This is a genomic window from Actinophytocola sp., assembly GCF_045807065.1.
GTDB lineage: Bacteria > Actinomycetota > Actinomycetes > Mycobacteriales > Pseudonocardiaceae > Actinophytocola.
The window spans coordinates 1-14,418 of sequence record NZ_JBJMIE010000347.1; the positions used below are offsets into that span (position 1 = coordinate 1).

At 72.3% G+C, this 14,418-nt stretch carries 11 protein-coding genes and 1 pseudogene; 8 read left to right on the plus strand and 4 right to left on the minus strand.

Features of this window, described 5'->3' with window-relative positions; translation table 11 throughout:
* Positions 1-78: 78 nt before the first annotated feature.
* Genes ACJ73U_RS20170 through asnB form a run of 3 tightly spaced genes read right to left on the minus strand, consistent with a single transcriptional unit; the run spans position 79 to position 3,943 of the window.
* Positions 79-1,179, minus strand: coding sequence for an acyl-CoA dehydrogenase family protein (locus ACJ73U_RS20170; protein WP_407779207.1), 1,101 nt, complete (start codon positions 1,177-1,179; stop codon positions 79-81).
* Positions 1,158-2,204, minus strand: coding sequence for a PrpF domain-containing protein (locus tag ACJ73U_RS20175; RefSeq protein WP_407779208.1), 1,047 nt, complete (start codon positions 2,202-2,204; stop codon positions 1,158-1,160). Before ACJ73U_RS20175 ends, ACJ73U_RS20170 begins: the two co-directional genes overlap by 22 nt.
* Entirely contained in the window at positions 2,201-3,943 is a 1,743-nt protein-coding gene (gene asnB / locus ACJ73U_RS20180) for an asparagine synthase (glutamine-hydrolyzing) (RefSeq protein WP_407779209.1), read from the minus strand. Before asnB ends, ACJ73U_RS20175 begins: the two co-directional genes overlap by 4 nt.
* A gap of 126 nt (positions 3,944-4,069) precedes the next feature.
* Here asnB and ACJ73U_RS20185 point away from each other — a divergent pair, with 126 nt between their 5' ends.
* The 6 genes and pseudogenes from ACJ73U_RS20185 to ACJ73U_RS20210 all read left to right on the plus strand — a co-directional run bounded on the left by ACJ73U_RS20185 (position 4,070) and on the right by ACJ73U_RS20210 (position 11,585).
* On the plus strand, positions 4,070-5,293 hold the full coding sequence (locus ACJ73U_RS20185; protein WP_407779210.1) for an MFS transporter: 1,224 nt from the start codon (positions 4,070-4,072) through the stop codon (positions 5,291-5,293).
* Between the two features lie 71 nt (positions 5,294-5,364).
* Complete coding sequence (locus ACJ73U_RS20190; RefSeq protein WP_407779211.1) at positions 5,365-6,510, plus strand: NAD(P)/FAD-dependent oxidoreductase; 1,146 nt, start codon at positions 5,365-5,367, stop codon at positions 6,508-6,510.
* A gap of 15 nt (positions 6,511-6,525) precedes the next feature.
* Positions 6,526-6,624 (plus strand): annotated as a pseudogene (locus ACJ73U_RS20195) (LuxR C-terminal-related transcriptional regulator); the annotation flags it as partial.
* 61 nt (positions 6,625-6,685) lie between these two features.
* Positions 6,686-9,265, plus strand: a complete 2,580-nt coding sequence (locus ACJ73U_RS20200; protein ID WP_407779212.1) for a glycoside hydrolase family 2 TIM barrel-domain containing protein — start codon at positions 6,686-6,688, stop codon at positions 9,263-9,265.
* 221 nt (positions 9,266-9,486) lie between these two features.
* On the plus strand, positions 9,487-10,308 hold the full coding sequence (locus ACJ73U_RS20205) for a DUF6299 family protein (protein ID WP_407779213.1): 822 nt from the start codon (positions 9,487-9,489) through the stop codon (positions 10,306-10,308).
* Positions 10,309-10,469: 161 nt separating this feature from the next.
* Positions 10,470-11,585, plus strand: a complete 1,116-nt coding sequence (locus ACJ73U_RS20210) for a serine hydrolase domain-containing protein (RefSeq protein WP_407779214.1) — start codon at positions 10,470-10,472, stop codon at positions 11,583-11,585.
* Between the two features lie 64 nt (positions 11,586-11,649).
* Here ACJ73U_RS20210 and ACJ73U_RS20215 read toward each other — a convergent pair whose 3' ends face one another.
* Positions 11,650-12,279, minus strand: a complete 630-nt coding sequence (locus ACJ73U_RS20215) for an HAD family hydrolase (protein ID WP_407779215.1) — start codon at positions 12,277-12,279, stop codon at positions 11,650-11,652.
* 37 nt (positions 12,280-12,316) lie between these two features.
* Here ACJ73U_RS20215 and ACJ73U_RS20220 point away from each other — a divergent pair, with 37 nt between their 5' ends.
* Both ACJ73U_RS20220 and ACJ73U_RS20225 read left to right on the plus strand, forming a co-directional pair.
* Positions 12,317-13,867 (plus strand): hypothetical protein, encoded by a 1,551-nt coding sequence (locus ACJ73U_RS20220; protein ID WP_407779216.1) that lies wholly within the window; start codon positions 12,317-12,319, stop codon positions 13,865-13,867.
* 147 nt (positions 13,868-14,014) lie between these two features.
* Complete coding sequence (locus ACJ73U_RS20225) at positions 14,015-14,365, plus strand: hypothetical protein (RefSeq protein ID WP_407779217.1); 351 nt, start codon at positions 14,015-14,017, stop codon at positions 14,363-14,365.
* Positions 14,366-14,418 lie beyond the last annotated feature (53 nt).

The window sequence follows — 14,418 nt, forward strand, 5'->3', positions numbered from 1 at the left end:
CCACGCCGGACCGCACGTGGACCGCGCCACGCCGCACACCGTCCGGCGTGACCAGGCGGCCGGCCACCACCAGGTCCGTCACCACGAGGCCGCCACCAGCTCGCGGCACAGCTCGTTCGTCGGCCCCATCAGCGCGACCGCCCGCGCGTCGGCGGTCAGCCGGTTCAGCCGGTGGTCCACGACGTACCCGGCGGAACCCAGCAGCCGGCCCACTTCCAGGCACACCTGCTCACCGACCGTGGACGCGTGCAGCTTGCTCAGCAACGTCGTGACACCCGACCCGCGCCGGCCGGCGCGGTCGACCAGCGCCGCCGCGGCCTCGACGAGCGTCACGAGCTTCACCAGGCGGTGCCGCAGGTTCGTGCGGGCCTGCGGCTCGAGGCGGGCACTGTGGGTCAGCGCGATGTCCAGTGCCGCCTGGGCGATGCCGACCGACACCGCGCCGAGCGTGGCCCCGGTCTCCCGCACGCCGGCGATGATCGCCGGCGCCCCGCCGAGCGGGCCGAGCCGGTCGGCGTCGGCCACCACGCAGTCGCTCAACGAGACGAACCCGGTCGCCGAGCCACGCATCCCGAGCAGGTCGAGGCCGAGGTCCGGCACGATGCCGGGGTTGTCGCCGCGCACCAGGAAGAACGACTGCCCGGCCGAGCCGTAGGCCGACACCGGATCGTCCTCGGCCGCCGACGTCTGCGCGAGCACCAGGTAGAGGTCGGCGATGCCGGCACTGGTGGTGAACGACTTCGCGCCGTGCAGCCGCCACCGGTCGCCGGGCAGCGGGGTGCCGGTCGTGCCGAGCTTCTTCTTCGCCGCGCCGGCGCCGGTCTCGCTCCACGCCGACGCCGCGAGCCACCGGCCGGACGCGAGCTCGGGCAGCAGCTCCGCCTTCTGCTCCCGCGTGCCCCACTCGCCGATCCGCGCGCTCACCGCGTAGTGCTGGAACAGGATGATCGCGGCCGAGGGGTTTACCGTGGCGATCCGCGCCACGACCCGGTTGAGCTCGACGGCGTTGCCACCCGTGCCGCCGAACGCGGCGGGCACCGCGACGCCGAGCAGGCCGGACGACCGCAGCGCGGCGAGCGCGTCGGCGTCCGGCACGCCGGTGGCCGCGCTCCGCGCCGCGCCGTCGCGCAGTGTGTCCAACAGGGACAGTTGGGTGGTCATGCTGGCAACGACAGACATCCGCCGATCTCCTTGAGCTGGAAGCGGGCGAGCGGCTCGACGAAGAACGAGCCGTGGAAGGTGACGACCTTGTGGCTGACCGAGATCCAGGCCAGCTCCCGGGTGCCGTCCCGGAACACGGTGGCGGCGGTGACCGAGGTGGTGCCACCGGGCGTGGCGATGCCGACCCGGCCGTCCACGCAGCCGACCTCGCGGGCCGCGAGCCAGGGCACGGTGCCCTCGATGCCGGTCGCGGCACCGAGGCACGCGGCACCCGTGAGCGCCAGCGTCGGGTGCCAGCTGGGCACCGAGATCGCGCGTGCGGCAAGGGTTCCGTGCTCGTCCGGCAGGACGACCGCGACCTTGGGGAAGACGCTCTCCGCCGGCCAGCCGAGGTGCGCGGCCGCGGCCGCGCGGATGTCCAGCAGCCGGGCCATGAGCACCGGGTCGTCGGCGAACAGCTCGTCCCGGCTGGCCACCCCGGCGCCGGCGGCGTCGACGAACACGTACGGGTTGCCGGCCGACACCAGCGACACGTCGACCCGCCGGCCGGCGACGTCCAGCCTGGTGCGTGGCTCGCCGGTGAGCAGCAGCCCCTCGACCGGGGTCGGCGGGTTGCGGACGAAGTGCACGGTGAACTCGACCTGGTCCCGGTCGACCTCGTCGACCTCGCACACCAGGTGGTCGCCGTTGTTCAGCACGCGGACCCGGTTGCGCACGCCGGGCCCGAGCCGGTGCACGAGCCCGGTGCGGGAGACGGCGGTGATCGAGGCGAGGATCGAGTGCCCGCAGGAGCCGCGCACGTCGAACCGGTCGACGGCGGCGGGAAGTGCCTGCACGAACCGGTAGTCGAGGTCGAACAGCGGGTGCCGGGACGGCTCGACGAGCGCGATCTTGAGCACGTGCCCGGCGCCGCCCGCCTCGAGCCAGCGGCGGGACTCGGTGAGCGCGGCGAGCAGCGGTCCCTCCTCGCGCGGGAGGTCCCGGGCGTCGAGGACGAGCGTCGGGCAGGGGCTCCCGGCGGCGTAGGCGAGGTGTCCGATCACGCTGCCACCTCCTCGTTCTGTCGCAGCGCAAGCGTTTGCTCGCGCCAGAGTTCGTGCACGGCGAGCGCCCAGATGGTCAGCGCCGTGGTGTCGTCCGGTCGTTCGGCCTGTCTGGCGAGGAGGGTGGCGACCGTGGCCGGCTCGACCTGGCCCGCCGAGCGCAGCCGGTGTGGTTCCAGGAGGTCGGTGACGAGGTCCCACAGCGGCCAGCCGGGTGCGAGCATCGCCGTGACGGGCAGGGTGAAGGGCTGCTTGGGCCGGTTCAGGACCGCGGCCGGCAGCAGGCCCCGCGCCGCGCGGTAGAGCGCGCGCTTCACGCCGGTGCCGTCGATCAGGGACTCGTCCGGGAGCGCGGCGGCCGCGCGGACCACGCCGGGTTGGCAGAACGGGAGCCGTGCCTCCACGGAGCTGGCCATGCTGAGGTGGTCGACGCGGCGCAGGTGGTAGGCCGGCAGCCGGTACGCCTGCTCGAACGCCATGATCCGACGCAGCGGCGACCCGGGACCGTCGCGGAGCTGGTCGAGGCCGGGGGTTTCCGCGACCTCGGCCGCGTAGTCACTGGTGTAGAGGGATCTTCGCGCGCCGGCCGGCAGCACGCCCAAGGCGTCCACATAGGAGCGCAGCCAGTTCTCGCCGGCGTGCGCGGCGGCGCGCATGCGGCCGTAGCCGGCGAACAGCTCGTCCGCGGCGTCGCCGGTCAGCGCCACGGTGAAGCCGGCGTCGCGGACGGCGGCGAACAACGCGTACGAGCTGAGCGTGATCGGGTCCGCGTTGGGTTGGCCGAGGTGGCGAACGGTGCCGGCCAACAGGTCGGGGAAGTCGCGGGGATCGATCTCGACCTGGTGGTACACGGCGCCGGTGTGTGCGGCGACCCGCTCGGCGAAGTGCCGCTCGTCGCCGGGCCACGTGCCCCGATAGGCGATGTTGAACGTGTGGACCGGGCCCTGCTCGGCGGCGAGCGCGGTGACCAGGCTGGAGTCCAGGCCACCGGAGGTGATCGTGGCGACCGGCACGTCCGCGACGAGCAACCGGCGCACCTCCCGGCGAAGCGTCTCCCGGACGTCCGAGTCCACAGTGGAATTCGGCGGCCTCCGGACGACCCGGAAGCCTGTCCGGTCGCACACAGCCGTGCTGGCCGGCGGCAGCACGCGGATGCCGGCGAACATGGTCTGCTCGCCGAACGGGGTCTTCGTGGCGAGGTAGGCGTCCAGGCCCGGCAGCCACGGCTCGGCGGGCACGGCGCCGAACGCCAGCAGCGCGGGCAGCTCCGAAGCGAAGTAGAGCGCGTCGCCCCGACGGCTGTAGTAGAGCGGCTTCATGCCGATGTGGTCGGTCACCAGCAGCAGCCGCGGCGACGCGCGCTGGTCCAGCACGGCGATCGCGTACATGCCGTCGAGGTGCTCGACGAACCGGTCGCCGTAGCAGTGGTACAGCGCGGGCAGGATCGAGCCGTCGCAGCGGTCGGTGAACGGGTAGCCGCGGGCGGTCAGATCGCGCCGCAGCTCGTCGTGGTTGTACAGCTCGCCGTTGAACACCACGGTGATCGCGCCGCCGAACAGTTCGTACGGCTGCCTGCCACCGGCGGGATCCGTGACGGCCAGCCGGTTGGCGCCGAGCGCCCAGCGCGGGCCGCGGGCGTGGCCGGTGCCGTCCGGTCCGCCGTGCCGCTGCGCGGCGGCCACGCGCCGCAGCTCGGCCGGGGAGACGTCGGCGTTGAACTGGCCGTGGATGCGGCACATCGTGGCCTCCCCAGTGCTGTCGAACCCGTCGCTGGCACCACGAGGCTGGGCGCGGTTTCTGGTGGGTGGCTCAAGCGCTGCTCAAGAACGCGTGCGCGGTGCGCGGAAAAGATCCACGATGGGACGATGTTCGCCGCTCTGGGCTCACGCGACTACCGGCTGTTCGCCACCGGGATGCTGGTGACGAACTTCGGCACCTGGGTGCAACGGATCGCCCAGGACTGGCTGGTGCTGCAACTGACCGGCAACGACCCGGTGGCGCTCGGCGTCGCGGGCACGTTGCAGTTCGCGCCAACGGTCTTCCTCAGCCTGTGGGCCGGCGTGCTCGCGGACCGGCACGACAAGCGGCGGATCCTGCTGCTTGTCCAGACCGGCATCGCCGCGTGCTCGCTGGCGATGTGCGCGCTGGACGTGACGCACGCGGTGACGCTGTGGCAGGTGTACCTGCTGTGCCTGCTGCTCGGCGTCGTCTCGGCGTTCGACCAGCCGGTGCGCTCGGCCTACGTCGCGGACCTGGTCGGCCGGGAGCACCTGGCGAACGCCGTGGCGCTGAACCAGTCCAGCTTCAACCTGGCGCGGATCGTCGGCCCCGCGGTCGCCGGGCTGCTCATCGTGTGGGTCGGCACGGGTTGGGTGTTCCTGGTCGCCGGCCTGAGTACGGCCGCGGTGCTGGTGAGCCTGCTGCGCATCGCCCCGGCCCCGACCGGCGAGGCCCGCGGCCCGGTGCGGCTGGGTGAGGGCCTGAGGTACGTGCGCACGCACCGCGAAGTGCTGACCCTCATGGCGATGGTGTTCTTCGTCAGCCTGTTCGCGATCAACTTCTACACCACCCTGCCGATCATCGCCGCCACCGTGTTCCACCGCCAGGCGGACGGGTACGGCATGCTGTTCACGCTGCTGGCCGTCGGCACGCTGACCGGCTCCCTGCTCGCGGCGCGACGCGGTGCCCGCCGCAAACCCGGCCCCCGCTTCCTCATCGCGGCCGCGGTCGGCTTCGGCCTCACCGAGGCGGCCGCCGGGCTGATGCCCGGCTACCTGGCGTGCGGCCTGGTGCTGATCCTGGTGGGCGTGGGCTTCATGACGTTCATGCCGACCGCGAGCACGATCGTGCAGCTGTCGGTGGAGCCACACATGCGCGGGCGGGTGATGGGCCTGTACACGCTGATCTTCCTGGGCAGCAACCCGATCGGCGCGCCGTTGACCGGCTGGGTCGCGGACGTGCTCGGCGGTCGCGCTCCGCTGGTGCTGGGTGGCGTGCTGGCCGCGGTCACCGGCGCGGCGTGCGGCCTGTTCCTCCTGCGCCGACCGGCCCCGGCCCCGCAACCAGAACCGGCCGTCGCGACAGTGTGACCTCGGGCACCACCGGGTGCCCTCAACTGCGGGGAGAGGTCTTTTCATAGCTTCGATGGTTTGCTGGGGTCATGCGGATCGTGATCGTGGGTGGCGGGTTGGCCGGGGCGCGTACGGCGGAGCGTCTGCGGCGGGGTGGCTTCGACGGGCGGGTGACGCTCGTCGGGGGCGAGCCGCATGCCGCCTACGACCGGCCGCCGCTGTCGAAGAAGGTGCTCACGCAGGACGAGGAGCCCGCCGCGCCGCAGTACCTGCCCGCGGCCGACGGCATCGAGACGGTGGCCGGGGTACACGCGACCTTCCTGGACACCGCCGGGCACCGGGTGGTGCTCGACGACGGGGCGAGCCTCGGTTACGACAAGCTCGTGATCGCCACCGGGGTGCGGGCGCGCCGGCTGTTCGACGGGTGGCGGGGCGTGCACGTGCTGCGGACGTGGACCGACGGCCTCGCGTTGCGGGCGGCCCTGCGGGACGCCAAGCGGGTCGTCGTCATCGGGGGCGGGGTGCTCGGCTGTGAGATCGCCGCCAGTGCCCGCACGCTGGGCCGGGACGTCACGATCGTGGAGTTGCTCGACCAGCCGCTCGGTGCGGTGCTCGGCGACACGATCGGCGCGGTGATCGCGCGGAAGCACCGCGAGCGCGGTGTCGACGTGCGGTGCGGGACCCGGGTCGAGCGGCTCGACGGCACCGGGCAGCGGGTCGAGCGGGTCGTGCTCGCGGACGGCACCACCCTCGACGCGGACCTGGTCGTCGTGGCGGCCGGGGCGGTGCCGAACACCGAGTGGCTGGCCGGGTCGGCGGTCCGGGTGGCCGACGGCGTCCTGTGCGACCGGTACGGCGCGACGTCGGCCATCAACGTCTTCGCGGCCGGTGACGTCGCGCGGCTGCCGCACCCGTGGGCCGAGGGCACCGTCCGCCTCGAGCACTGGACGACCGCCGGCGACACGGCCGCCCTGGTGGCGCGGAACATCCTGGCCTCGCCGTCCGAGCGGGTGCCGCTGACCGCGATGCCCTACTTCTGGACCGACCAGTACCAGTCCAAGTTCCAGGTCATCGGCCTGCCGGGCCCCGACGACGAGCTGACGGTCATCGACGGCGACCTCGACGGCAAGTTCGCCGCGCACTACAGCCGCGACGGCGTCCTCACCGGCGTGATCACCGTCGGCATGGCGGCCGCGGTGGCGAAGTACCGCACACTGCTCGGCACCCCCCTCTGACACCTCGGGCGGGCAGTGCGTCGCGGCCGCTCGCCGGCCCCCGCGCTGCCCGAGCGGGAACGCGACGTGCTCGCGCTGGTCGCGGACGGGCGGTCCAACGCCGAGATCGCCGAGCGCCTGTTTACAAAGCATCGGGCGCCAGCGATTATGGGAGCGCTCCCAAGCAGGAGGGCCCATGCCAGACGAACGACCAGGTCCGGCGGACGCCTTGACGCGACGCCGAGCGCTCCAGCTCGGCGTGGCGACGGCGGGACTGCTGGCACTGGAGACGGTTCCGGCGGCCGGCGAGCCGGGCACGCACGCACAGGCCCGGGAGTGGTCGTTCGACGAGGGCTGGCGCTTCTTCCGCGGTGACGCCACGGGGGCGGAGTCGCCGGCGTTCAACGACGGTGACTGGCGCGTGCTCGACCTCCCGCACGACTGGAGCATCGAGGACCTTCCCTACGCCACCGACACGAACAGCGGCGCGACCGCGGACCCGTCGCTGCTCGTCCCCGAGGTGCCGCCGACCATCCCGGACCTGCCGGCCGTGATCGGCCCGTTCGATCCGGGGAACAGTGCCAACGGCGGCTCGACCGGGTACACGGTCGGCGGGATTGGTTGGTACCGCAAGGAGTTCCCGCGGCCGCACGGGGAGCACGTCGAGCTGCGGTTCGACGGCGTGTACCAGAACGCGGACATCTGGCTCAACGGCACGCACCTCGGTTTCCACCCCTACGGCTACACGTCGTTCACCCACGACCTGACCCCGCACCTGCGTGCCGATGCGAACGTGCTCGCGGTCCGCGTCGACAACAGCGGCCGCAACAGCCGCTGGTACTCGGGCTCGGGCATCTACCGGCACACCTGGCTCACCGCGACCGGCCCGGTGCGGATTCCCTTGTGGGGCCTGCACGTCACGACCCCTGACGTGTCGGCCGCGCACGTGGTGGTCGGCGTCGCCAACCTCGGCCCGGCGAGGACCCCCGCGGCGGTGCGGGTAACCGTGCGCGATCCCCGCGGACACGTCGTGGCCACGCGGCAGGCGCCAGCACGGGACGTCCCGCCCGGCACCACCGTCGACGCCACACTCGACCTCCCCGTCGCGCACCCGCGGCTGTGGTCGCTCGAGGACCCCAACCTCTACACCGCGCACGCCGAGGTGTTGGTGCGCGGCCGCGTCGTGGACACCGTGAGTACCACGTTCGGCATCCGGACCCTGACGTGGAACGGTGCCGCCGGCTTCCTGCTCAACGACGAGCCGGTCGAGGTCATGGGCGGCAACGTCCACCACGACCACGGCCCGCTGGGCGCCGTCGCGTTGGACCGGTCGGAGGAGCGGCGCGTCGAGATACTGAAGTCGGCGGGGTTCAACGCCATCCGCACCGCGCACAACCCGCCGTCGCCGGCGTTGCTCGACGCGTGCGACCGGCTCGGCCTGCTGGTGCTGGACGAGCTGTTCGACGTCTGGGACACCGGCAAGAACCCCGACGACTACTCGCGCTTCTTCGCGGACTGGTGGCGCGCGGACCTGACCGGTGCCGTGCTGCGTGACCGCAACCACCCGAGCGTCGTGCTGTGGTCGCTGGGCAACGAGATCACCGACAACACCCACGGCGTGCGGGGCGCGGAGATGGCGGCGCACCTGCGAACCCTCGACCCCACGCGCCCGATCACGCTGGGCGGCGGCTCGACGTTCACCGCCGACGACCCGTCCTGGCAGTACGTGGACGTCGGCGACGTGCACTACAACGCGAACGGCAAGGGCTACGCGCAGATGCACGCCGCGAACCCGGCGAAGGCCATGACCCATGACGAGACCTTCCCGGCGACGATCCACCAGGACGTGACGTTCGCCGCCGCCAACGCCTGGGCGACCGGGACGTGGGTGTGGGCGGCGTGGGACTACCTCGGCGAGGCGGGCATCGGCAAGTCGATGATCCCGCCGGTGGGCACGGCCGAGCAGATCGGCGACCAGAGCGTCATGCCGGGCTGGTCGATCGCGCGGACCCTGCACCACGGCTGGGGCGGTTTCGGTTACCCGTACCCGTACTTCCAGGCCAACTGCGGTGACGTCGACCTGATCGGCCAGCGCAAACCGCAGAACCACTGGCGTGCCGCGGTGACCGGCGCCAGCCCGGTGGAGGTGCTGGTGGAGCGGCCGACACCGCCGGGCACCGAGCAGGTGGCGGTGTGGTGGGGCTACTTCGACGAGTTGGTGAGCTGGACCTGGGACGTCGAGTGGGACCACCCGATGGTCCTGCACGTCTACACCCCCGGCGAGCGCGTCACGGTGCTGTTGAACGGAACGCAGGTCGCGACGGGCGTGCCGCGACGGGCGATGGCCACCCTGACCGTGCCGTACCGCTCCGGCGAGCTGATCGCCGTCGCTCACCGCGACGGGCACGAGATCGGCCGCGCCATCCTGCGCACGGTCGGGCCGCCGACCGCCCTGCGCCTGACCTCGGACGTGCGTGCGCTCACCACCGGCCGGGACGACCTCGCGCACGTGCTGGTCGAGGTGGTCGACCGGCACGGTCGGGTCGTGCCGGACGCGGTGGTCGAGGTGGCGTTTCGCACGCGCGGCGCGGGCGAGCTGGCCGCGGTGGGCAACGGGAACCCCCACAACGTCGACAGTTTCCGCCTGCCACGCAGGCACACCTGGCACGGCAAGGCACTCGCGATCCTGCGCCCGGCCAAGCATGCGGGTCTGCTGACGCTCACGGCCGCAGCGCCTGGGCTGCGCGCGGCGAATCTTAGCCTGCCGGTCAAGTAAAGTAGAAAAGTGAACCGGCGAAAAAAGAAATTCGTTTTCGGTCTCTTACCAGTTGGGCCAGCCAGTTCGCAAGACCTGTTTCCCGACGGTTTTCCGGCAATCAGCCGACAAAAATCATCGGTCGAAATGGCGCGCAACTTTCCCGGCACCGGGGACGTCTCCCAGTACGGATCGTGTGGGCCAGCCACGCGACCTTTCTGGGGAAAGGGAATCCATTGGGTATGAGATCACTGGCCAGAGCGGGTCAGGTGTTCGGACTGGTGACGACCATGGCCACCATGGTCGTACTCGGCGCGGGGACAGCCAGCGCGGAGGTGCCGTCCAACGACACCATCACCGGCGCGACGGCGATCACCACCCTGCCGTACGAGGAGACGGTCGACACGACCGAGGCGACCACGGACGCCGAGGACGCGGCCGTCAACACCAACTGCGGCGCCCCCGCGACCAACGGCAGCGTCTGGTACACGCTCACGGCGGGCACCTCGCCGGCATACGTGGTCGACGTGTCGAAGTCCGACTACACGGCCGGCGTGATCGTGGCGACCGGCACGCCGGGCAACCTGTCCCTCGTCACCTGCGGGCCGTCGTCGATCGGTTTCGAGGCCACCCAGGGCGAGACGTACTACATCATGGCGTTCAGCGACAACCCGGACGTGGTGGGCGGGCAGTTGTCCTTCACCGTCCGCGAGTCCGGCCCGGCGCCGAAGGTCTCGATGACCGTCAACGACATCGGCACGGCCAACGCGTCCGGCACCGCGACCATCTCCGGCACCTACACGTGCATCGGTGAGGCCGACTTCGTGGTGCTGCAGGGCACGCTGCAGCAGGAGCAGCCCGGCGGCACGCAGGTCCGCGGCTCCTTCGACGTGCCGGACCTGACGTGTGGCGGCACGGCCGACTGGAGTACCGAGGTCACACCGGAGAGCGGCAAGTTCCTCCGTGGTCTGTCGGCGACGTCGGCACTGACGGCCGGCTGCAACGCGATCGGCTGCAACGTCTACGACACGCTGGAAGTCGTCCGCCTCCGCCGCGGGCACTGACCGAAGGCACGCCCTGGGAGGGCCGTTCGCGAGCGGCCCTCCCAGGGGTGGGGCCAGCCGGAGTACGCGTACTGGGGGTCGCCGGATGGTCGGGGCACCGACCACGCCCGTAGCGTCGGGCTCGTCCGGAAACACGGCTCGTCTCGGGGGTTCGCTCAATGGTGGCAACGAGGACTACCCGCCTGGTGGCCGGCTCGGTCGCGCTCGCGGTCGGCACGGCCTGCCTGACCGCGGTGCCGGCGGCGGCACAGCCACGCCACGACCACGCCGACGTCCAGTCCATCGTCGACGGCTATGTCGCCGCCGGCGTGCCGGGTGCGATGGTGTACTCGCGGGACCGCCGTACACAGTGGACGGTCAGCAGCGGCACGGCCGAGATCGGCGTCGACGACCCGATCCGGCCGTGGGACCGGGTGCGGGTGGCCAGCAACACCAAGATGTTCGTCGCGACGGTGGTGTTGCAGCTGGTCGGCGAGGCCAGGGTGGCCCTGGACGCACCGGTCGAGCGGTACCTGCCGGGCCTGGTGCGGGGCAACGGTTACGACGGGAACAGGATCACCGTGCGGCAGTTGCTGCGGCACACCAGCGGAATGGCCGACTACGTGGCGGACGTGCTGGCCGACCCGATCGCGAACGACCACCCGTGGCGGCCGGAGGAACTGGTGGCGATCGGGTTGAGCCACCCCCCGCTGTTCGCGCCGGGCGCCGGCTGGGCGTACTCGAACACCGGCTACATCGTGCTCGGCATGCTGGTGGAAGCCGCGACCGGCGAGGACGTCGGCACGCAGATCACCGACCGGCTCATCCGCCCGCTCGGTCTGCACGAGACCAGCTACCCGAAGACGGGCGACAGGTCCATCCGGGGCCCGCACCCGCACGGCTACTACGCGTTCCCCGGCCAGCCGGTGACCGACTTCACCCAACTGGAGCCCAGCCTCCCGGGTGCCGCCGGCTCGCTGATCTCCACGGGCCCCGACCTGACGCGGTTCCTCGGCGCGCTGCTGTCCGGCAGACTCCTGCGCGGTGACCTGCTCGCCGAGATGCGCACGGTGGTCCCCGCCGAGGGCGGCTCCTACGGACTCGGGATCCGCGAGATCCCGCTGCCGTGCGGCGGCTCGGCCTGGGGGCACGGCGGCAACATCATCGGCTTCGACACGGCCAGCGCGGCCACCCGGGACGGCCGGGCCGTGTTCGTCGTGGCCAACGGTCACCAGGCCGATGGCGCGCCGGTCGACATGCGTGGCGCCGTCGAGACCGCCCTGTGCGAGGACGAGTAGCTCGGGCCGGGGCGGGAAACCCAGCCGCCGGCGGGGCGACGACATCCGTCCGCCGAACTCACGCTCAGCTCTTCCTCACCGGCGCGAGGGCCGCGAACCAGTGCGGGGGTTCGGACTCCGGCTCGGTCGGGCGGCGGTAGCGGTAGGTGCTGAGTCCCGCGGCCCGCCCGGCGGCGAGATCCGCGTCCGTGCCGCCGACGAACACGCACGACTCGGCGGCCCGGCCGCGGATTACCTCGGTGAGCAGGTCCGGCGCCGGTGGCAGCACGTTGCGGTCCGGGCCGCCGCGCCCGGCGATGCGCCACACGTGCTCGGCGAGCCCGTGCACGACGAGGAACGAGCGGACCGCGGTGGGCACGAGGTTGCCGACCACGGCGACCTTCGTCCCCGCGGCGGTCATGGCCAGGACGGCCTCGAGCACGCCGGGCGCGGTCGGCGCCGTGGCCAGCACCTCGCCTTCGAGCCGGCTCAGCTGCGCGTGCACGGCCACCGCGGTCGCCGGCCCGATGGTCGACGCGTAGGCGAGCACCGCCAGCGGATCCCGTGTCCTGGCCACGTTTCGCGGCATGCGGGCGTTCTCCACCATGGTGCGCAGGCGATCCGCCAGCGGCGCCGGCGGCGGCAGCTCGGCGACCGGCCCGTCGAACGCGAGCAGCACCAGGTCTCGCGACGCCAACAACTGTTGGACATCCATGTTTCCCCCAGGATTTCCGCGTGTTCACCGATGATAAATGTGCGACAGTGTCCGCGTGTTGGGTGAGCTGCCCGTTGTGGCGCCCGGGGTCCCGATCTACGAGCACATCCGCGCGAAGGTGGAGCCGTCGTCGGGACGGCTGCCGGCACGGACGGGGTTGCCGGACGACGACAAGGCGATGTCGGGCGAACTGCGGTGGGCGCCCGGCGCGATGGACGGTGTCTTCAGCCAGCACGGCGCCGCGCACGGCGCCGAGCGGGCGGAGGAGGTCGCCGGTCTGCTGTCGCTGGCGTGCCGGCGGCCGTCGGTGCGCCACCTGCGCGGCCTCTACACGGCGGTCGCCGACGACGACGTCCTCACCTACGTCGACACGCTGGTCGAGGTGCTCGCCCGCGAACCGCCCGACCGGCAGGCACTGCGCGCGCTGGGGAGGTGGCTCGCCACCACCGCGTCCGACCGCGGTCCGGTCAAGCTGGGCATCGCGCTGCTCGGCGTCACGGGGCTGGGCGACGAGCTCGCGGTGGTGCGGATGCTCGGCACGCACGAGGAGTTCACGCTCTACTGCGCGGTGGCCGTGTCGAACGGGCTGCCGGACCCGGAGTCGGAGCTGTGGGCGCTGGCCGCTTCGGTGGACGGCTGGGGCCGGATCCAGTGCGTGGAACGGCTGCGCGACACCGCGGACCCGGACATCCGCGCGTGGCTGCTGCGTGAGGGCTTCCGCAACTCGATCATGTACGAGTACCTGGCGTACACCGCCGCCACGACCGGCGGCCTGCTGGCAGCCCTGTCCGGCGAGGTCGACCGCGGCCTGCTGACCGCGGCGGGCGAGATCCTGTCCGCGTTGATCGGTGGCGGCCCGGCCGAGGACATCGACGACTACGAGGCGGGTGCCGATGCCGTCGAGGCGTACCTGTCCCTGATGACCACCCGCGCCGAGACCCTGCACGACTTCAATGCGGTGGCGGCCATCCGCGGGTTCCTGGCGAACGAGGACGGCTGGGACGAACGCGTCGACCGGGGCTGGACCACCACCCGGCGCCAGGCGTTCGAGGACACCTGCGACGACATCCTGGAGCAGGACCGCTGGACCGACCGCATCACCACCGGCCTCGCCTCCACCGACGATTTCCACCTGGCGAACCAGGCCGCCCGCACCCGCGGCATCGACACGTTCGAGGTGCACGTCGGCAAGATCAGGGCCGACCCGTTCGACACCAGCTGGTACGACGCCTGGGAGCAGGCCGACACCGACCGCGCCCGCGTCCTCGCGGAGCTCGCCCGCACCCTCCTCCCGATCGCCGACATCGCGAGCGGCCCCGCGGACGAGCTGGGCCTCGGCGGCCGGTGGCGGGCACACAGCGCGCTGGACTGGACGCTCCAGGCCCTGCGCGACCACCCGGGGATCGGGGCGGACCTGCTGCTGGCCGGGCTGTGCAGTCCGGTGACCCGCAACAGGAACATGGCGCTGCGCGCACTCGACCAGTGGCCGCGGTCGTCCTGGCCCCCGGGCGCCCAGGACACGGTCGCCCAACTGGCCCGCACCGATCCCAACGCGAACACCCGCCAACTGGCCACCGAGCTGGCCTGACCTTCCCCGCCGAGCGGGGTCGTCGTGGCCACGCGGCCACCGACTGCTCGCGATCTGACAGGCCGTCGGGCTCCTTTCTCTCACTTCCGGTCCGTGGTCCGGGGCAGTCACTACGGTGGCGGCAGGCCCGTCGACTGGAGGTTTTTGGTGCGGTACCGAGGACCGATTCCGAAGTGGATGGTCGGCTGGGTCAACACCCGCGTGCTCGCGCTGCGCCGGTCGCCGCGGTTCGGGCGGGCGGTGCGCGGGCGGCTCACCGTCGTCACGTACACGGGACGGCGTTCGGGCCGGGTGTTCAGCACGCCGGTCGGCTACCGCCGCACCGCGGACCTGGTCACGATCGGCGTCCGCCTCCCACAACGCAAGTCGTGGTGGCGCAACTTCACCGGCGAGGGCGGTCCGCTGACCCTGGAGCTGGACGGCGCCGACCGCGCCGGCCACGCGATCGCCCGCGTCGACGACCGGGGCCGGGTCACCGTCACCATCCGGCTCGGGTGACCCGGGGCCGGGTGGTCATCTCCGCACCACCTCGGCATCGCCTGTGGGACAAG